This is a genomic window from Desertivirga brevis, from assembly GCF_017355835.1.
Genome location: NZ_JAFEWF010000011.1, coordinates 170033 through 188418 on the forward strand (window position 1 = coordinate 170033; position 18386 = coordinate 188418).

Annotated in this window: 17 protein-coding genes; 7 read left to right on the plus strand and 10 right to left on the minus strand. The window is 40.9% G+C overall.

The genetic code is table 11. The annotated features are described in order from the left end of the window. The first annotated feature begins 52 nt into the window (after positions 1-52). Entirely contained in the window at positions 53-472 is a 420-nt protein-coding gene (locus tag J4N25_RS23050; RefSeq protein WP_207424197.1) for a nucleoside-diphosphate kinase, read from the plus strand. An 83-nt stretch (positions 473-555) separates the two neighbouring features. Here J4N25_RS23050 and J4N25_RS23055 read toward each other — a convergent pair whose 3' ends face one another. Next, on the minus strand, positions 556-849 hold the full coding sequence (locus tag J4N25_RS23055; protein WP_242695999.1) for a DciA family protein: 294 nt from the start codon (positions 847-849) through the stop codon (positions 556-558). Then, positions 846-1943, minus strand: a complete 1098-nt coding sequence (gene recF, locus J4N25_RS23060; protein ID WP_207424198.1) for a DNA replication/repair protein RecF — start codon at positions 1941-1943, stop codon at positions 846-848. The genes J4N25_RS23055 and recF overlap by 4 nt, the downstream gene beginning before the upstream one ends. 173 nt (positions 1944-2116) lie before the next feature. Here recF and J4N25_RS23065 point away from each other — a divergent pair, with 173 nt between their 5' ends. The 3 genes from J4N25_RS23065 to ytxJ all read left to right on the plus strand — a co-directional run bounded on the left by J4N25_RS23065 (position 2117) and on the right by ytxJ (position 4086). Next, positions 2117-2794, plus strand: a complete 678-nt coding sequence (locus J4N25_RS23065; RefSeq protein ID WP_207424199.1) for a tetratricopeptide repeat protein — start codon at positions 2117-2119, stop codon at positions 2792-2794. A gap of 82 nt (positions 2795-2876) precedes the next feature. After that, positions 2877-3365 carry a 6,7-dimethyl-8-ribityllumazine synthase gene (ribH, locus tag J4N25_RS23070; protein ID WP_207424201.1) on the plus strand — a complete coding sequence of 163 codons (489 nt, stop codon included), beginning with the start codon at positions 2877-2879 and terminating at the stop codon, positions 3363-3365. Positions 3366-3747: 382 nt separating this feature from the next. Next, the gene (ytxJ, locus tag J4N25_RS23075; RefSeq protein WP_207424203.1) at positions 3748-4086 is read left to right on the plus strand and encodes a bacillithiol system redox-active protein YtxJ; all 339 of its coding nucleotides are present in this window, start codon (positions 3748-3750) and stop codon (positions 4084-4086) included. 65 nt (positions 4087-4151) lie between these two features. On the opposite strand, the gene J4N25_RS23080 is transcribed toward ytxJ, so the two are convergent. After that, entirely contained in the window at positions 4152-4565 is a 414-nt protein-coding gene (locus J4N25_RS23080) for an OsmC family protein (RefSeq protein ID WP_207424205.1), read from the minus strand. 116 nt (positions 4566-4681) lie between these two features. Here J4N25_RS23080 and lipA point away from each other — a divergent pair, with 116 nt between their 5' ends. Continuing rightward, the gene (gene lipA, locus J4N25_RS23085) at positions 4682-5572 is read left to right on the plus strand and encodes a lipoyl synthase (protein ID WP_207424207.1); all 891 of its coding nucleotides are present in this window, start codon (positions 4682-4684) and stop codon (positions 5570-5572) included. 113 nt (positions 5573-5685) lie between these two features. On the opposite strand, the gene J4N25_RS23090 is transcribed toward lipA, so the two are convergent. The 3 genes from J4N25_RS23090 to J4N25_RS23100 form a co-directional block, all read right to left on the minus strand. Further along, the gene (locus tag J4N25_RS23090; protein ID WP_207424209.1) at positions 5686-7179 is read right to left on the minus strand and encodes an NAD(P)H-hydrate dehydratase; all 1494 of its coding nucleotides are present in this window, start codon (positions 7177-7179) and stop codon (positions 5686-5688) included. A gap of 100 nt (positions 7180-7279) precedes the next feature. After that, positions 7280-10123: an excinuclease ABC subunit UvrA gene (uvrA, locus tag J4N25_RS23095; protein ID WP_207424211.1), complete on the minus strand. Its 2844-nt coding sequence runs from the start codon at positions 10121-10123 to the stop codon at positions 7280-7282. Between the two features lie 154 nt (positions 10124-10277). Further along, positions 10278-11075: a lytic transglycosylase domain-containing protein gene (locus tag J4N25_RS23100; RefSeq protein WP_242696000.1), complete on the minus strand. Its 798-nt coding sequence runs from the start codon at positions 11073-11075 to the stop codon at positions 10278-10280. A gap of 275 nt (positions 11076-11350) precedes the next feature. Between J4N25_RS23100 and J4N25_RS23105 the strand changes: the two genes are divergently transcribed. Then, on the plus strand, positions 11351-12748 hold the full coding sequence (locus tag J4N25_RS23105; RefSeq protein WP_207424215.1) for a pseudouridine synthase: 1398 nt from the start codon (positions 11351-11353) through the stop codon (positions 12746-12748). A gap of 187 nt (positions 12749-12935) precedes the next feature. Then, the gene (locus J4N25_RS23110; RefSeq protein WP_242696001.1) at positions 12936-14018 is read left to right on the plus strand and encodes a lactonase family protein; all 1083 of its coding nucleotides are present in this window, start codon (positions 12936-12938) and stop codon (positions 14016-14018) included. A gap of 1 nt (position 14019) precedes the next feature. Here J4N25_RS23110 and bshA read toward each other — a convergent pair whose 3' ends face one another. The 4 genes from bshA to J4N25_RS23130 form a co-directional block, all read right to left on the minus strand. After that, positions 14020-15153 (minus strand): N-acetyl-alpha-D-glucosaminyl L-malate synthase BshA, encoded by a 1134-nt coding sequence (gene bshA, locus J4N25_RS23115; RefSeq protein WP_207424218.1) that lies wholly within the window; start codon positions 15151-15153, stop codon positions 14020-14022. Positions 15154-15230: 77 nt separating this feature from the next. Beyond that, entirely contained in the window at positions 15231-17054 is a 1824-nt protein-coding gene (locus J4N25_RS23120) for a serine hydrolase domain-containing protein (protein ID WP_207424220.1), read from the minus strand. 180 nt (positions 17055-17234) lie between these two features. Next, entirely contained in the window at positions 17235-17489 is a 255-nt protein-coding gene (locus tag J4N25_RS23125; protein ID WP_207424222.1) for a hypothetical protein, read from the minus strand. Between the two features lie 398 nt (positions 17490-17887). Beyond that, on the minus strand, positions 17888-18382 hold the full coding sequence (locus J4N25_RS23130; protein WP_207424223.1) for a hypothetical protein: 495 nt from the start codon (positions 18380-18382) through the stop codon (positions 17888-17890). Positions 18383-18386 lie beyond the last annotated feature (4 nt).

Here is an 18386-nt window from a genome sequence, read left to right on the forward strand (position 1 = left end):
ACCTTTTGCCTTTCACCTCAAAAACTTACCTTTGGGGCAATTTAAAACAACAATGGCTACAAACAGAACATTTACAATGATTAAACCAGATGCTGTAAGAAACGGACATACTGGTGCAATTTTAGATGATATCATCAAAGGCGGGTTCAAAATCGTTGCGATGAAATATATCCAATTAAGCAAAGAAGCTGCAGGAGCATTTTACGCAGTGCACAAAGAGCGTCCTTTTTATGGCGACTTGGTATCCTTCATGACGTCAGGCCCTATTGTTGCTGCTATTCTTGAAAAAGAAAATGCAGTTGCTGATTTCCGTACTTTGATCGGAGCAACTGATCCTAAAAAAGCTGACGAAGGAACTATCCGTCAAAAATATGCTGAATCGATTGAGGCTAACGCTGTTCACGGATCAGACTCGGACGAAAACGCTGAAATCGAAGGAAACTTCTATTTTTCAGCTTTTGAAAGATTCTAAGCTACAATGATAGAATGAATGAGTGAATGAGTGAATGAGTGAATGATAGAATAACAGGCATTCATTCCTTCTCTCATTCATTTCTACAAAAAAACGATCTCGTCAAGGACCTTTTTACCAGCTCTCTCATTCATTTTATCCAGTATCTGAGAGCGTATCATTACTAACTCATTTTTCACTACTGAAGAATCTACCCTTATAAACATCCTTCTTTCGCGAATATACATTTGAGTTGTGCGTGAGGCAATTGCTTTCCCCATCATTTCAGGCCAAGCGGCTATCAAAGAGGTTTCGTCAAACTTACGTCTCAACTTGTATACATTGAGCAATTGCTCAACTGCTTCTTTAATCGTTTTATCGTTTGTCCGCTTGATCATTTTACTACACCTCGTTCAACCTCAAAGATATTAACTTCCACTCCAATACCTGCAAATATTGTTCTAATACGTTCCTTACTGGTGTCGGTAATGAATATTTGCCCGAAATCATGGTGTGATACCATTGTCATAAGCTTTTTGACGCGCTTGTCATCCAGTTTATCGAAGATATCATCTAACAGCAGTAAAGGTTTAAAACCCTTCCTCTGGTGCAGGAATGAATATTGAGCCAATTTAAGTGCTATAAGAAAAGATTTTTGCTGCCCCTGCGACCCGAACTTCTTCATCGGCATGTCGTGAATAGAGAAGCTCAAATCATCCTTATGAATTCCGCAGGTGGTCCTTTCAAGTACCCTGTCCCTCTCTACCGAACTTTTTAACAAAGCCGCGTAATCGCTACTCAAAAGTTGCGATTCGTAGACTAGCTCCACCTGCTCCGCATCTTCACTAACGTACTGGTAATGTCTGTTAAACACCGGTAAAAACTCGGCCATAAAAGCCTGCCGCTTGCTGAAAATGCGCGTCCCTGAAGCAATAAGTTGTTCGTCGTAAACTTCGAGCAACAGGGGGTCGTACCGCCCTGTTTCGGCAATTTTCTTTAACAACATGTTCCTGCTGGTCAGACTCTTATTATAGGCGATCAACTCATCAAGATATTGATTATCGGTCTGAGAAATTACGCTATCAATAAAACGTCTTCGCTCCTCACTACCTTCAATAATAATGCTGATATCATACGGAGAAATCATCACCAAAGGGAAGAGCCCTATATGATCAGCCAGGCGCTGATAATCCTTCTTATTCCTTTTGAACTGCTTTTTCTGGTTCTTTTTTAGAGAACATGCCACTACATCCTCACTCTCATTCTTTCCAAACACACCCTGTACCATGAAAAATTCGGCACCTTGCCTTATCTGCTGGGAATCGATTGGATTAAAATAGCTCTTGCATAATGAGAGATAATGTATAGCATCAAGGAGATTAGTCTTCCCTGCCCCATTGTCGCCAGTAAAGGCATTTACTGTTGGAGAAAAGCGTAATCCTGCTTCCTGATAGTTTTTGAAATTTAGTAGGGATAACTTCTGCAGCCACATAAACTCTTACAAACTTAGATAAAATTATTCCTTAATGAAGATCAGCTTTGGGATTAACACCACCTAATGCCAGCATAGCTTGTTCCCCAGTCTAACATTAGTCATTCAATTGCAAAAAAGACTGTTGACAGAATGTCTTAAAAGAGTATTTTTGCATCCTTTAAATAAACGAAATGTCTAAAGAACAAATAAATACCCCTACTGAGCATAATCAGTTAGGCAACACAGGTAGCTTTGTGCAGGAAAACAGAAAAAGCTTAACAGTTATCGGAGGTGCTATTGTAGCCCTGGTATTATTATATTTTGGATATCAGAAATTTTACCTGGCGCCACGTGCAGAAAAAGCGGTGAACGAAATGTTCAAGGCTGAAGAGTATGTAGCTGCCGATTCACTTACAGATAAAGCAATCACAGGTGACGGTTCTTACCCAGGTTTTGAAAAAATTGCAGAAGAATACTCCAACACTAAGTCGGCTAATTTAGCTAACGTATATCTTGGCGGCCTGTACCTTCAAAAAGGAGAGTACAAAAAAGCTATCGAAGCATTAGAAAATTATTCAGCAACAGGCAGCGCAGTTATCGATCCACTTGTGCTTGGAATGATCGGCGATGCCAACAGTGAATTAAAGAATTACGACGAAGCGATCAGCTATTACAAAAAGGCTGCAGACAAAGGCTCTGATTCTTTCAATTCTCCGATGTTTCTTAAAAAGTTAGGATTGGTATACGAAGAGCAAAAGAAATATGATGATGCTTTGGATGCTTACAAAAAGATCAAATCTGAGTATCCTGAAAGTCAGGAAGCATCTTTAGTAGACGCTTATATCGCGAGAGCAGAAGCCCGCTTGTAAGATTGCTGTAATAAAAACTTTAAATACCCTTGCTCGAGAATGGTTACCAATATTTTAGGTAACCATTTATTATTTTCGCCCCATGGCAACTCACTTAAAAAACCTGTCAGATTTCTCGCACACTACTATTCCCTCAGCCAAAGGCTACCGTTTTGGAATTGTAACAGCCCAATGGAATGCAGATGTAACGGGAGCGCTTTATAAAGGCGCTTACGACCTTTTGCTTAAGCAGGGGGCTAATCCTGAAGATATTCTTTCGGTATTGGTTCCGGGAAGTTATGAACTGATCTCAGGAGCAGATCTACTGTTAAGCAAACAAAATCTCGATGCTGTTATTTGTCTCGGTTGTGTAATACAAGGTGAAACTCCACATTTTGACTATATATGTAATGCAGTCGCAAATGGAATCGCAAATGTTAGCATAAAACATGCTAAACCTGTGATCTTTGGAGTACTTACTACTTTAAACCAGGACCAGGCGATGGACCGCGCAGGTGGTAAGCATGGGAACAAAGGAGATGAGGCTGCGGCAACGGCGATACTAATGGTTGAATTAGAGAAGAATCTTTGAAACTAATTTGAAAACCTAACGTATTGAATCAGAAATATTAACAATATAAGATCTGTGAAGGCTTACATCTTGTTTTATAAAATAAACAACAGTTCGGCAACAGATTGAGAAACTATTTGATGATTTTTTTCATAAACTGTATCTTTAGATAATTTACTGCTTATGAAAAACTTATCTACAAAAACACAATTAATTCTGATGAAAAAGGTTGCTATCGGTCTACTTTTATTATTTTCAATGGCCACTATATTTGAATCATGTTCAAGTAAAATGTGCCCTGCTTATAATTCATATCCTCGACCAAGAAGAGCATAGTAACCCGTAAAACAGCGGGAAGCGATGGCGAGTGTGAGTTTGGCTGTTTTTTTGATTATCATTATTTATGAACTGGACATTATTAGAAAAAATCGATCAGTTAGATTCGATTAAATCTGCTACGGGCTATAGCTTAATATTTAAACATAGTACACGTTGCTCGATTAGCCTGATGGCAAAAAGAAAGTTCGAGTTTGAATGGGACTCTTTACCTGCTAATACTCCCGTTTACTTTCTGGATCTTTTGAATTATAGAAACATTTCAAACTCAATTGCTGAAATTTTCAATGTTCACCATGAATCCCCTCAACTACTCCTGATTAAAGATGGAGAATGTGTTTATGAGGCCTCCCATAGCGAAATTTCGGCAGAAGATGCTGCAGAACAGATGACAGTTAATTCCTAGAGACGACATTTTAAATAAAAGCAGTAAGAGTTGATTCTCACTGCTTTTATTTTATCTTTTCGTATTTAGCTTTTGGGGGAATACACAAAAGTGATATCCTTAACAATATCAGGGTGAAGGCTATAGAAAACAGGACAAGTTTTGGCTGAATGTTCCAAAATTGCTTTTTCTTTATCTGTGTAATGTCCGGGAAAAGTTATCTCTGCTTTAATTTCACTAACCCTTCTCGGGTCGGCAGCCATAACTTTCGTAATAGTACAGAATGTTCCGTCGATATCTATTCCTCGTTCCCTTGCTGCAATACCCATGATGGTGATCATGCAGTTCCCTAAAGATGTAGCCAACAGATCTGTTGGTGAAAATGCTTCACCCCTTCCTTTATTATCTACAGGAGCATCCGTTATAATCTTATCGCCTGATTGTAGATGAACCGATTCGGTTCGTAAATCTCCCAAGTATGTAATTTTTGATGTAGCCATAATGATGTTAAAGGTAAAAGGATAAAAGGAAAAGGTAAAAGTCTTGTCTATTGATTTAGCGTCAAAATCTTATCTCTTCTGCCTCACATCTCACATCTATGCTGTACATTTGTATTATGATTGAATTGCCGGTAATTCCTGCTAATCAGGTACAACAACAACGCAGACCAAGTTGGTTACGTGTTAAATTACCTGTTGGAAAAGAATATGCGCATGTTCGGGGACTAGTTGACGAACATAAACTTCATACGATTTGTGAGAGTGGTAATTGTCCTAATATGGGAGAATGCTGGGGAGCTGGTACGGCAACCTTCATGATCCTAGGAAATATTTGTACCCGGTCGTGTTCATTCTGCGCTGTTGCAACAGGCAGACCTTTGGCAGTAGACCTTGACGAGCCAAACCGTGTTGCCAACTCAATCAAGTTGATGAACGTAAAGCATGCCGTAATTACTTCTGTAGATCGTGACGATTTGAAAGACGGCGGATCTACTATCTGGGCTGAAACGATCAGAGCAGTGAGAAGAGAAAGTCCGGGCACAACGATGGAAACACTTATTCCTGATTTTAAAGGAATTTGGGATAATCTTTATCGTGTTTGTGAAGAAAGGCCCGAGGTGGTTTCACATAATATTGAGACCGTAAAACGCCTCACGAGAGAAGTGCGTATACAAGCAAAGTACGATCGCAGTCTGGAAGTTTTAAAACGCATCTCTGAATTTGGTTTACGTACTAAATCCGGTATCATGCTTGGTTTGGGCGAAACAGAAGAAGACGTTTTAGAAACAATGCAGGATCTGGCTGATGCAGGAGTGCATATTTTAACATTAGGCCAATATCTACAGCCAAGCAAAACTCACCACCCTGTACTCGACTGGATCCATCCGGACCAGTTTGCTAAATACAAAGAAGCTGGTATGGAAATGGGCTTCCGTTATGTAGAGAGCGGTCCCCTGGTTCGTTCTTCTTATCACGCAGAAAAACACCTGTTCGATTTACCGAGATAAGGTGAAGCTTAAACAACATAAAGGTCTTAATTTGAAAAGGTTAAGGCCTTTTCTTTTTAAATAAAATTTTTCTTTTATAGGGCCAATGAAGCCAATGCCTGCTATGCTTACTATTACAAAAACGCCTTCAGGCTGTGTTGCAATTGCTGGATTACCTCTGAAGCAATAACTACAGGTTTGGCAACATCCTCTCCCGCTTTTCCGTGTAAGTATACACCTAACAAAGCGGCATTCTCAGAGGAATATCCCTGGGCTAAAAAAGATGTGATAATCCCCGTCAAAACATCACCCATTCCACCTGAGGCCATAGCTGGGGTTCCGGTTGGGTTAAAGATACATTGACCGTCGGGTGTAATAATAATCGTATAGCGATTTTTAAGAATGATAAACGATCTTAAAAGCCCTGCTTTTGCCCTCCCTGTTTCCACCCTTTCCCACCAGGAATTGTGGTCACCAAAAAGGCGATCAAACTCTTTGACATGAGGAGTGAGAACAGAGCCTTCAGGTATAGAAGCTAAAAGATCAGGATTTCTAGCCAAAAGATTGAGTGCATCTGCATCAAAAACGATAGGTTTACTGAAGTTCTTGATAGTTTCCTCAAGAATAGCTTTACTGGTAGCAAATATTCCCAGGCCAGGACCAATAGCAAGGGCCGAGTACTTCTCCCAATTTAAATCTTTAGGTAATTCCCCATTAACCCGAAGTGCGGCCATAACTTCAGGAAGGCGAGCATTAAGTGCGGCTAATCCTTCTGCCGGAACACAAGCTGTCGTTAATCCAGCGCCTGTTTTCAACACCGCTTCAGAACAAAGCAGTGCAGCTCCCATAGTTTCAGGAGCACCGGCAACCACTAGTGCATGACCAAATGTTCCCTTATGGTCAAAAGGCTTCCTTTTCAACAACCTCTCCTTAATCAAATTACCTGTCAGAAGCTGGAAACCACTATCCTGAGATTGTATATACTGCTCATCAAGTTTGATATCCACTACCTCAAACCGTTCAATATAGGATTGAGATTCAGGAAGAAGAAAATTAATTTTAGGACGTTGGAAAGTTATAGTGAGGTTTGATTTTACAGCAATATCTTTTGCGCCTACAGGGCCTTCCGATGCAAAACCAGTAGGGATATCTACCGAAACAATCGTCCTGTTAAGGCTTCTTATCCAGATAACAAGCTCCTTCCAGGCACCCTCAAGAGGCTTGTTAAGTCCCGTTCCGAGCAAAGCGTCAATGATAAGCTCTGCATCTTCTACAGGGAAGGGATCAGTTTCTTTAATTTCAACTACGGGTATCTTAAGCGTTTGTATCCTATCAAAGTTTTCTAGAAAATCTAAGGTCCATCGAGATGCAAACCGGATAACTTTCACGGAAAGGTTCAAGTAGCCCTCCTGATCCAGAAGCCTTGCTATAGCCAAGCCATCTCCACCATTATTGCCAGTTCCGCAATAAATAGAAATCGTTCTTTCCTTTTCAGGATAATTTTCACGAAATACAGCAACGAAAGCCTGAGCCGCGCGCTCCATCAGATCAACGGAACTTACAGGCTCATTTTGAATGGTATAGATATCTGCAAGACGGGTTTGCTCCGATGTCAAAAGTTTCAACATTGTCAAGATTTAAACTAGCAGTATAAACATATAATACTTTTAAGCAATTATAGGTTTTGAAAAGATTGATCTAGGTCAGATCTTGTAATACCAGGCTCTCCTACCTCCCCATTTCGATCTTCAAAAATTTTCCTGTATGGCTTTCTTTAACTTTGATCAAATTATCAGGAGTACCTTCAAACAAGATCCTTCCTCCTCCCGAACCCCCTTCTGGCCCCAGATCTATTACCCAGTCTGCTACTTTAACCACATCTAAGTTATGCTCTATCACAAGCACTGTATTTCCATGATCTACTAATCGGTTAAGCACCCCAAGCAATACGTTAATATCTTCGAAATGAAGTCCGGTAGTTGGCTCATCGAGAATATAGAAGGTCTTTCCGGTATCTTTCTTAGAAAGCTCTGTCGCCAATTTCACCCGTTGAGCCTCTCCGCCCGATAACGTTGTGGATGACTGCCCTAATTTAATATACCCTAAACCAACATCGTTCAGGGTTTTTACCTTCCGGTAGATAGAAGGTATAGGCTCAAAGAACGCTACAGCATCCTCTATACTCATATCAAGGACATCACTTATAGATTTTCCACGATACCTTACTTCCAGCGTCTCCCGGTTATACCGTTTCCCCTGACACTCTTCACAAGGAACCTGCACATCTGGAAGGAAATTCATTTCTATTACCTTCATTCCTGCGCCCTGACAGGTCTCACACCGGCCTCCTTTTACATTGAAAGAGAAGCGGCCCGGCTTGTATCCGCGGATCTTTGCTTCGGGTAATTGCACAAATAACGCTCGTATATCAGAGAACACCCCTGTGTAGGTTGATGGATTAGAGCGAGGAGTCCTGCCTATAGGAGTCTGATCTATTTCAATAACCTTATCAATATGCTCCAGACCTTCTATTTTCTTATAAGGAAGTGGGGTTTTCTTCGCTCTGAAGAAATGATGATTTAAGATGGGATACAACGTTTCTGCAATTAAGCTCGACTTACCGCTTCCAGATACTCCTGTAACACAAAGGAATTTCCCTAGAGGGAATTCTACGGTAACATTTTTGAGGTTGTTACCAGTAGCATTCCTAATGATCAGCGAATGCCCATTCCCCTTTCTTCTTTCCTCAGGTATAGCAATCCCCTTTTCCCCGCTTAGATAAGCAGTAGTAAGCGTTGAAGCTTTTTTAACTTGTTCCGGAGTTCCTTCAGCTACCACTACCCCCCCATGTACTCCTGCTGCAGGTCCCATATCAATAACGTGATCTGCTTCCAGGATCATGTCTTTATCGTGCTCTACCACCAAAACAGAGTTTCCGATATCCCTCAGGTTCTTTAATGCGGAAATCAACTTGGCATTATCCCGCTGGTGAAGTCCGATACTTGGTTCGTCCAGGATGTACAGCACGTTCACTAACTGAGATCCGATTTGAGTAGCCAGCCGTATACGCTGCGCCTCTCCTCCCGAAAGCGTTCTTGCGGTGCGGTCTAACGTAAGATAATTTAATCCCACATCAAGCAAGAAACCAATCCTCGCTCTGATCTCTTTAAGGATTTCTTTAGCAATTACATTTTGCCTTTCACTCAAGCGCTCCTCTAAACCCTCGAACCATTCGGAAAGCCTGGACACATCCATGCTAGCTAATTCGAAAATATTTTTATTGTCAACCTTAAAATGCAAAGACTCCTTTTTCAAACGGGCACCACTACAAACAGGGCAGCTTTTCAGAACGCGGTAATTCTCCAGATCCTCGGCTGCTTCTTCGCTCTTACGCTCCGTTTGCTCCTCCAACATTTTAATGATACCGTCGAAGGTGATCTGGTAATTCTGAACGTTCCATTTATTATACTCTACGGGAACGGTAAGGATTTCCTCAGAACCGTTCAGTATAATATTAAGGATGTCTTTTGGAAGTTTTTCAATAGGGGCTGATAAAGAGAATTCATATTTTTTTCCAAGAGCCTTCAGGATCTGGAACATCCAGGTTTCCCTGAATTCACCCAAGGGAGCTAATCCTCCCTGTAGAATACTTAATTTTGGATTTGGAATTACTGAATTTTCATCAATTTCGTAGATATACCCAAGTCCATCACATTTTTCACATGCACCATAGGGTGAATTAAAAGAAAATGTATTTGGCTGAGGTTCATCATAAGAGATACCTGAAACCGGATCCATTAAATAACGGCTAAAGAAGAACTCGTTATTCTCCTGGTCTGCAATCTTGATAATACCTTTAGCGGTTTTTAAAGCTATTTGTATAGAATTCTGTAGCCGTTTGCGGTCATTCTCTGCTACAATCAGGCGATCGATCACCATTTCGATATCGTGGATCTTATACCTGTCCACCTGCATCTTGGGGGCAAGATCCATGATCTCGCCATCTACTCTGACTTTAAGGTAACCTTGTTTCCTTATTTGCTCAAACAACTCGCGGTAATGTCCTTTACGACCTTTAACTACTGGAGCAAGGATATTGACGGCCTTACCATCAAATTGCTCGAGGATATTGCTGATCATTTGATCTTCAGACATCCGCTGCATCTTCTCGCCCGTCACATAAGAATAAGCCTCCCCAGTACGGGCATAAAGCAAGCGCATAAAGTCGTAGATCTCTGTGATCGTACCGACTGTAGAGCGTGGGTTTTTAGAGGTGGTCTTTTGTTCGATGGCAATTACAGGACTTAAACCTGAAATCTTGTCGACATCCGGCCGCTCCATCCCTCCCAGAAATTGTCGCGAATAAGCGCTGAAAGTTTCCATATAACGACGCTGCCCTTCTGCATAAATAGTATCAAAAGCCAATGAGGACTTTCCGCTACCACTTAAACCCGTGATAACAACCAGTTTGTTCCTTGGAAATGAAACATCTATGTTCTTTAAATTATGGACCCTTGCACCGTAAACTTCAACTTCGCTTTGCTCTCCTAAGTCTGGGGTAGTTATACTCATATTAAATGATGAAATAAGGGGCAAAGATCACAAATTGTTTGATGAAAGCCTATCCTTTCAAAGTAAAAAGAGGCAGTACAAGAATCCTCCAGGAACCTTCACTTTCTAAAAAGGACCCGGTCTAATTCTAATACAACCTCTTTATGGTAAGTGTTTAATTAGCAAGTATGGTAAATGCCGGTGTTGAGCTCAATTCGGTATTGAAGCTAAACACGTTAATTTGTTTGGGAGCTGGCTCCCGCTTTGCAGCAAGCAAATTACGACTTCTGCTCACATAGCCATATTTTGTTGGCTTTTCAATAATTTCCTTTACCGATACGATCTTGTAAAGGTAGGTGGCTGTTTCGCGGTTAAGCCGCATCTTGTAATAGTTGCGCTGGCGCTGGCGATACATCTCCCTTCTAAGATTGTTCTCGCCAGTGTTGTAAGCTGCAGCCACTAAAGTCCAGCTGCCGAACTCTCGAAACAACTCCTTCAGGTACAAACAGGCTGCCACAGTAGATTTGCGGATATTTTTCCGGTCGTCCCTTTCATCATTCACCTTTAAGCCGTAATTGCGGGCAGTTCCGGGCATAAATTGCCAGTAACCTGCTGCTCCACGATGTGATACACCGTCAGAAAAGCCGCTTTCGACAAGAGGAATGTACTTGAAATCTTCAGGAATACCATGAAGCTTCAGGATCGGTTCAATCACGGGGAACCAACGGGCTGCCTTCTGATGCAGTTTGTTGGTACCAACATTTCGATAATAATGTGCTCGTAGATGCTTGTTTAAACGCCATGCCACACGGGCGTCATTAACAGGGATTCTTTCATTAGCAAACTCGAGCGTTTTTAGAGATTTTGTTGAAGAAACTTCTTTTTCTTCTTTCTCTTCAGAAGGGACGTCCACTTGTTGTGGAAACGAATCTATGCGTTTTCGGGATGCGCCACTGATAACGTATTTGAACATTACCGTGACTAAAAAAATCGCCGAACACGCAATCAAATGTTTCTTAATCATGCGTTCCGTTCTATAAGTTAAACAAAGAAAGTTTTACAAAGGTAAACAATATATACTTAATAATCAAACACTTACAATTTACAGCTCTATTTACGCTCTTATTTACAGGGGTTTACGTTTCGTTTTTTCTCTAAAAAACCTATAAATAAAGCAAAACAGATTCCCGGTTTGCCACGTTAAATTCCTATCTTTGCACCCCATTTTAAAGAGGTTACCAACGTATCATGTCATACAAAAACAACAGGAACAGTCGTGAAGACAAGTCCTTAAAACACAAACGTTTTGAAGGAGGTTCAAAAAAAGAACAACCGGACAGTTTCAACAGTGGAAAGAAGAAATTGTTTGGCGAAGGTCAGGACAAGCCCTTCAGAAGCCGTTCAAACTCGTCTGATTCCGGTAAAAAAACCGGCGACAAAAGCTTTGAAAAACGCGAAGGTCGCAGCTTTGAGAGCGGAGAAGGTAGAGGCCGACCAAGCGGAGGTTCATTCGCAAAAAAACGTTTTGAAGGAAGCAGATCTTCAGAAGGAGGATTCGAAAAGAAACCCTATGGAGACAAGAAATTTGGAGACAAGAAATTCGGTGAGAAGAAGTTCGGCGACAGGGATAAGAAGTTTGGAGATAGCGAAAGAAAATTCGGAGACAGAGATAAGAAGTTCGGAGATAGCGAAAGAAAATTCGGAGACAGAGATAAGAAGTTTGGAGATAGCGAAAGGAAATTCGGAGACAGAGATAAAAAATTCGGAGATAGAAAACCTTTCGAAGACAGAAAATCAGGAGAGAAGAGACCTCGCAGTACAGGCGAAAGAAAACCTTTCGATCGCAATGAAGGCAGGGAGTGGACGCACGAAGAGCGCTTAGCGCCAACAACCCGCAGCAGACAAAATGCACCTTCTTCCCGGGAACCTGAATTAATAAGATTAAACCGATATATAGCAAATGCAGGTATCTGCTCGAGAAGAAAAGCAGATGAATTAATTGAAGCCGGAGTAGTTTCAGTAAATGGAGAAGTTGTTTCCGAGCTTGGATTCAAAGTAAATCCTGCTAAAGATGTGATCCGTTATAACGGAGAAACTCTGAAGCGTGAAAAAATGGTTTATGTCCTTCTGAATAAACCAAAAGACTACATTACTACTACCGACGATCCTCAGGAGCGTCGCACTGTAATGCAATTGGTGGAAAAGGCATCCCGAGAAAGGATATATCCGGTTGGGCGATTAGACCGCAATACTACAGGACTATTACTTATGACCAATGATGGCGACCTGGCAGAGAAACTTTCTCATCCAAGGAATAGTATCACGAAAATATATCATGTAGAACTTAATAAAAGTCTCTCTCAAGGCGACTTTAACAAGATAGAATTTGGTCTGGAACTGGAAGACGGTTTAATTAAGCCAGACAATGTGAGCTATGTACAGGGTGCCAGCAAACGTGAAATTGGTATCCAGATCCATAGCGGAAAAAACCGCATCGTACGTAGGATCTTCGAACATTTAGGATATGAAGTGGTAAAGCTGGACCGCGTTGTTTATGCAAATCTTACAAAGAAAGATCTTCCTCGTGGTCGCTGGAGATATCTGGACGAAAAAGAGATCGTACAATTGAAACATTTTATAAAATAAAAGAATCAAGCTCCGGGTAACCGGAGCTTTTTTTTGCTCCACACTTCTCACTCAGAAAAATTCTACCCCTACATTTTCCCTCTAATCCTGAGCTGTTGAGAATTTGTTTAAGGAATGCTTAACTTGCAAAAACAATTTATCTGTTATGAAATTTATTGCACACACTCTTTTCCTAACATTTCTATCTATGACAATCACTAAAACAGAGGCTCAGAAATTAAACCTCCTCATTGGCACTTATACAAAGGGTACCAAAAGTGAAGGCATTTATGTTTACGAACTTGACGGCAAGTCTGGAAAAGCGACCTATAAAAATAAAGCCACGGGCTTAACTAACCCCTCCTATTTGGCTGTAACTAAAGATGGAAAGCGAATTTATGCGGTTTGCGAAGCAGAGCCAGGCAAAGGAGCCGTAGCAGCTTTTTCCTTCGACAAAAAAAGCGGTGGTTTAACTCTCCTGAACACCAAGCCCTCTATTGGTAATGGCCCTTGTTATGTATCGATCGATAAAGAGAACAAACAGGTTTTTCTTGCAAACTATGGAGGAGGAAGTGCTACAGCTATCGGTGTGAATAAAGATGGCTCACTTAATGAGAAAAGCCAGTTCATCCAGTACAAAGGAAGCAGTGCTAATAAAGAACGCCAGGAAGCTCCGCATGTGCATTCTACCGTTATCTCTCCCGACAACAAGTACCTGATGGTAAGTGACCTGGGAACGGATAAAATAAACATTCTCGAAATCACGGCGGATGCGGATAAACCATTAAAAGAGCGCGAGGTAGTGAACACCCGGCCAGGCAGCGGTCCACGTCATTTTGATTTTCATCCCAATGGAAAGTATGGCTACTCTATTCAAGAGCTCGACGGAAATATCAGTGCTTATAGCTACGACGCCGGTACTTTAACTCTAATCCAGGATATCTCCGGATTACCTGATGGCTATAATGGAAGGATCTGGGCTGCTGATATTCATGTGTCTCCTGATGGAAAGTTCCTTTATGCTTCTTACCGGGATGATATTAACGACCTGGCAATCTTTGCAATAGACAGCAAAACAGGTAAATTAACCTTAGCCGGAAGACAATCAACGCTTGGAAGAGCACCAAGAAATTTCGCAATAAGTCCGGATGGGAATTTTGTATTAGCAGCAAATCAGCTAAGCGATTCGGTAGTAATTTTCAAAAGGGATAAGGAAACCGGATTATTAAACGATACAGGAGAACGAATTACTGTCGCAACTCCTGTATGTATAAAATTCGTTAACGAATAAGCTAAACTAAATTAGCTTCAAGGACCTCCCTGTAGTATTGTTCATATATAGGGAGGATCTTGCTTAGCTCAAATGTCTTCGCATGAGCGAGTGCATTTTCTTTGAACTGATTTAACCTGTCTTTATCTTCCAGGATATAAATAGCGTTCTTCGCCATTTCCTCTACATCTCCAACGTCGCTCAGGAACCCTGTTAAACCATTTACATTTAATTCTGGCAGACCACCAGTATTAGAAGAAATAACAGGCACCTTACATGCCATTGCCTCAAGAGCAGCAAGACCAAAGCTTTCTGAATGTGAAGGCATCAGGAAAAGATCAGCTACTGAAAGGATCTCCTCTATCGCATCCTGCTTACCCAGGAACCTAACATCATTACCAATCTCCAGCTCGCGACTTAGTTGTTCGCAGTTAGAACGGTCAGGCCCGTCGCCTACCATTAGTAGTTTTGAAGGCAAAACATCATTAACCTTTTTAAAAACCTTCACAACATCGGTAGCCCTCTTTACTTTTCTGAAGTTAGAGGTGTGAACCAATATAACTTCATCATTCGGTGCTATTGCCTTCTTAAAGTGATCTTTCTTCTTTAAGCTGAAACGGTTAAGATCGATGAAGTTCGGAATTACCTTTATTTCCTTGTGAATGTCGAAATGCTCATATGTTGCTTTTCTCAGATCGTCGGATACAGCGGTAACTCCGTCAGATTGATTAATCGAGAATGTAACTACCGGTTTAAAAGTTACATCTTTCCCGATAAGCGTTATATCTGTTCCGTGCAAAGTAGTTACTACCGGAATATGAATGCCATACGTAGCAAGGATCTGCTTAGCCATAAAGGCAGCTGAAGCATGCGGAATTGCATAGTGAACATGAAGGATATCTAACTTTTCGAATCGCACTACATCAACAAGCTTGCTTGCAAGAACGGCTTCGTAGGGCGAATGATCAAACAATGGATAGTTTGAAACAGAGACCTCGTGATAATAAAGATTCTCAGAAAAGAAATCCAGCCTTGCCGGCTGACTATATGTTATAAAATGAACCTGATGACCATTACCTGCGAGCGCCTTTCCTAATTCGGTGGCAACAACACCGCTACCCCCAAAGGTAGGATAGCAAACAATTCCAATCTTCATATACAAATTAAAAGAGAAATTATGAAGAGATTGTTTCCTGCCCGTCAATTCTTTAAGCTTAAACAAAGAAGCAACAATTATGTCCTGGCTTTTCTCAATGCTTCATAAATCGCGTCCTGTATTCTGGGTCGTATTTTTAGGGTAGATAATTTATCTGACACTTGCGGATTAACACGATTAGACAAAAAAATATAAATAAGTTTATATTGAGGATCTACCCAAACACATGTTCCAGTATAACCGGTGTGACCAAAAGTTTGGGGAGAAGCAAGTTTGGACGGGTAGGTGCCTGTTTCCGGATCCCACCTGTCAAACCCCAGTCCCCGCCTGCTAGTCTCAGACTGTCTGGAGGTGAACAAAGAGATGGTAGAGGGTTCAAAATACTTCACCCCCCCATAAGTTCCCCCATTTAATATCATCTGAAATAAAATTGCCAGATCATTAGAGCTTGCAAATAGTCCTGCATGACCTGCAACCCCTCCTGCCATGGCAGCCCCCTGATCGTGAACGTAGCCTTCCAACAAAGTCTTCCTGAACAGCAGATCCTGCTCCGTTGGAATGATCCTACTTTTGGGAAAGCGCATCCGTGGATTAAATCCTGCTGTCTGCATTCCCAATGGTTGATAAAACTCCCTTTCAACGTATTGATTAAGTGGCAGGGCTGACTGCCTCTCAATGGCCTCTTTCAGGAAATACATACTCAAATCGCTGTACTCATATTTACCTCTTTTATTAATTGAGCTTCGCAACATTTGAGGAAGCATTACCTCTTCGTAATAGTTCTTTCTTAAATAATAACCATCTGCAACCTTCACTGAATAAAGCCCAGAAGAATCCCGGTTAAAATCTACAGGCTTAATATTCCGATAGAATGGGATAAAAGGAGTTAACCCCCCTTCATGAAGCATTAACTCCTTTAAGGTAAGATCGTTCTTAGTGGTAGACCGGGCAATAGGAAGATAGGTTCCAAGGCCTTGGTTCAAATCGATCTTTCCCTGCTCGCATAATCGCATGGCCGCAATAGTAGTAGCAGAAATTTTAGTCACTGAAGCAAGATCAAAAATATCCTCTACCTTATCTTTCTCTTTACTACTATAGGTATGAGAACCATAGCTCTTATTAAAGATCACCTTTCCATCCTTAACAACCATTACCACCGCCCCTGGAGTAGCTTTCGCTGTTAGAGCCTCACTCATTATTTTATCTACTGGCAGTGCCAGATCTTCTGTCCGTATTCCCAGCTCTTCCGGCACAGTGTATTTCAAACGAATAGCTCCAATTTCAAATCCATCTCCTTTCTTAAAAAAACGGGATACTGTAGTTGATAATCTTGCCTTGGACTCTACTCCTCCAAAAACGAGTTGAGCGGTATGAGTAGCAGATACCTCTGACTTCTCCGCTGTCCAGATCACAGGTACCTCCACATTGTCCAAATGCTTCAAACTCTGGGCTTCACCGAAAAGGACCAACAGAACCGACTTACTTTTACTGAGGTCAAGAATAAAATGAAGGATGCCTGGATCTGAAACTGTACTATCAGTTAGTTGAACTATAACGGTTTGATAAAGTTTCAGGTCAGTATTCAGCTTGTCTAATCCCAGAGCCTCAGTATACTTAGACGAGGAGAATTTATCGACTTTGGCAAATTTGTTCAAAAGACTGTCAAAGGTTAGGGCATACCGAAATCCTATATTCACGCTAGCGATGCGATTAGACACAATGTCTTTAATAGGAACAAGTCCCGGGGCATTTCTTAGCAATACTGTCGAACTCTCGACTCTCTTTGCTTCATCCAGCCAGGATTGGTTATCCTTATGCGGAAGTTCTGCCGAAAGGAAAATGAACAGTGAAGCAATAATCAGGGGAAATAGAATGAAATATTGTAAAGAGAGTTTTCTCATTAATCTGGTCGATGCAAAAATTTATTAACGAAAATAACACAGACAGGTGATATAATGCTAAATAAAGTTTTGGAAAACCTCAATAAGTAGTAGAATAAAAAAAGTTTGATTGATGAGATGTGTATAAACTAATTAGGTTAGGTTAAATGGTGTAATAAAACCCGCAAAAAACTACTCTTCCTAGTTGAAGGTACGTCTTTGCATAACGAGCGCTTGAACCTCATGGGGTTCCAGTTGTAATAATAGGGAGCCTAAAAGAACGGCATTTTTATCCCCAGACTTGAAGCCCCGGATCACTGCCTTACGAATAAGATTATAGTCAACCTTTCCGTCGTTACAATAGTTAGAAATAGTATGTAAAAAAGTGTTTGACGGCCTCTTTGCCATCTTATACAGAATTTCCTTTACCTGACCTTCCACTTCTGCTTTATCCATAAACGTCAACAGAGTCTATAGGCTGGTATAAATTGCAAGTGATAAAACTACCATAAAAAGTAGCAGATACATAAAGGCATCAAATCTTCTGTTTTCTGCATAAGAGAACTTCGATTTGTGGTAGGGAGCCTCTTCCGGAGTGTACGTTTTCAAAATCATAAAAAATGGGATTTAAGATGTGACAATACTAAAGCAAAGTTTAGTCCATAAGATTGAAAATCAGTGTACTCTGTCTCCTTCTACCGAATAATTAAGCAGGGAAATTAAAAATTAACTTTTGGTTTAATAAAAGGTGTAAGAAAATCAGCACACTGAACAAAAAAGTGGTCGCAGTGTATAGCTTTTTTACATATGTACTAAATACACTATGCTAGCTGTTTTCCAAGGAATTAGATGTCCTAATAAGCAGTTTTCTTCATCAACTCGCTCTTTATTGCCCTCTCCAATTCATCAGGTTTTCGCGTGCCGATAATGTATTCAAGCCCATCCCTGTCAGTTAAATAAATAGCTTCTTTACCACTGGCATAGAAGCGGATCTTACCATTTTGATGGAGATTGTAAACAGGATTATTGATGATAAAAGAATTGTACTTCTTGCGTTCCACTCTTACAATGCTGTTCAAATCAATCTTAACGAGCTTGGTAGTCCACAGCCCATCAAGTATAAGACTTCCGTTCCTGACAGCCGTTCTGTAATGGACCATAAACAACATAATGATTGAAACAACAAATATCCCTGCTCCTACTAATAAGAACAAGTCACCATTCCTTTCCTTCCCTTCGGTGATATAGTAGGCGGCAATACAAAATAGGATCATCACAGCACGAATGCTTATGCGGTTAAAATCACGTCCCAGGTATTGTTTTTCTTCGAATACAGGCTTGCTGCTCATGCTC

What these genes read in the sequence shown, in the direction of transcription:
- J4N25_RS23050 (WP_207424197.1), top strand. Translation starts at nt 53, where the DNA reads ATGGCTACAAACAGAACATTTACAATGATTAAACCAGATGCTGTAAGA.
- J4N25_RS23055 (WP_242695999.1), bottom strand. Translation starts at nt 849, where the DNA reads ATGATCAAGCGGACAAACGATAAAACGATTAAAGAAGCAGTTGAGCAA.
- recF (WP_207424198.1), bottom strand. Translation starts at nt 1,943, where the DNA reads ATGTGGCTGCAGAAGTTATCCCTACTAAATTTCAAAAACTATCAGGAA.
- J4N25_RS23065 (WP_207424199.1), top strand. Translation starts at nt 2,117, where the DNA reads ATGTCTAAAGAACAAATAAATACCCCTACTGAGCATAATCAGTTAGGC.
- ribH (WP_207424201.1), top strand. Translation starts at nt 2,877, where the DNA reads ATGGCAACTCACTTAAAAAACCTGTCAGATTTCTCGCACACTACTATT.
- ytxJ (WP_207424203.1), top strand. Translation starts at nt 3,748, where the DNA reads ATGAACTGGACATTATTAGAAAAAATCGATCAGTTAGATTCGATTAAA.
- J4N25_RS23080 (WP_207424205.1), bottom strand. Translation starts at nt 4,565, where the DNA reads ATGGCTACATCAAAAATTACATACTTGGGAGATTTACGAACCGAATCG.
- lipA (WP_207424207.1), top strand. Translation starts at nt 4,682, where the DNA reads ATGATTGAATTGCCGGTAATTCCTGCTAATCAGGTACAACAACAACGC.
- J4N25_RS23090 (WP_207424209.1), bottom strand. Translation starts at nt 7,179, where the DNA reads ATGTTGAAACTTTTGACATCGGAGCAAACCCGTCTTGCAGATATCTAT.
- uvrA (WP_207424211.1), bottom strand. Translation starts at nt 10,123, where the DNA reads ATGAGTATAACTACCCCAGACTTAGGAGAGCAAAGCGAAGTTGAAGTT.
- J4N25_RS23100 (WP_242696000.1), bottom strand. Translation starts at nt 11,075, where the DNA reads ATGTTCAAATACGTTATCAGTGGCGCATCCCGAAAACGCATAGATTCG.
- J4N25_RS23105 (WP_207424215.1), top strand. Translation starts at nt 11,351, where the DNA reads ATGTCATACAAAAACAACAGGAACAGTCGTGAAGACAAGTCCTTAAAA.
- J4N25_RS23110 (WP_242696001.1), top strand. Translation starts at nt 12,936, where the DNA reads ATGACAATCACTAAAACAGAGGCTCAGAAATTAAACCTCCTCATTGGC.
- bshA (WP_207424218.1), bottom strand. Translation starts at nt 15,153, where the DNA reads ATGAAGATTGGAATTGTTTGCTATCCTACCTTTGGGGGTAGCGGTGTT.
- J4N25_RS23120 (WP_207424220.1), bottom strand. Translation starts at nt 17,054, where the DNA reads ATGAGAAAACTCTCTTTACAATATTTCATTCTATTTCCCCTGATTATT.
- J4N25_RS23125 (WP_207424222.1), bottom strand. Translation starts at nt 17,489, where the DNA reads ATGGATAAAGCAGAAGTGGAAGGTCAGGTAAAGGAAATTCTGTATAAG.
- J4N25_RS23130 (WP_207424223.1), bottom strand. Translation starts at nt 18,382, where the DNA reads ATGAGCAGCAAGCCTGTATTCGAAGAAAAACAATACCTGGGACGTGAT.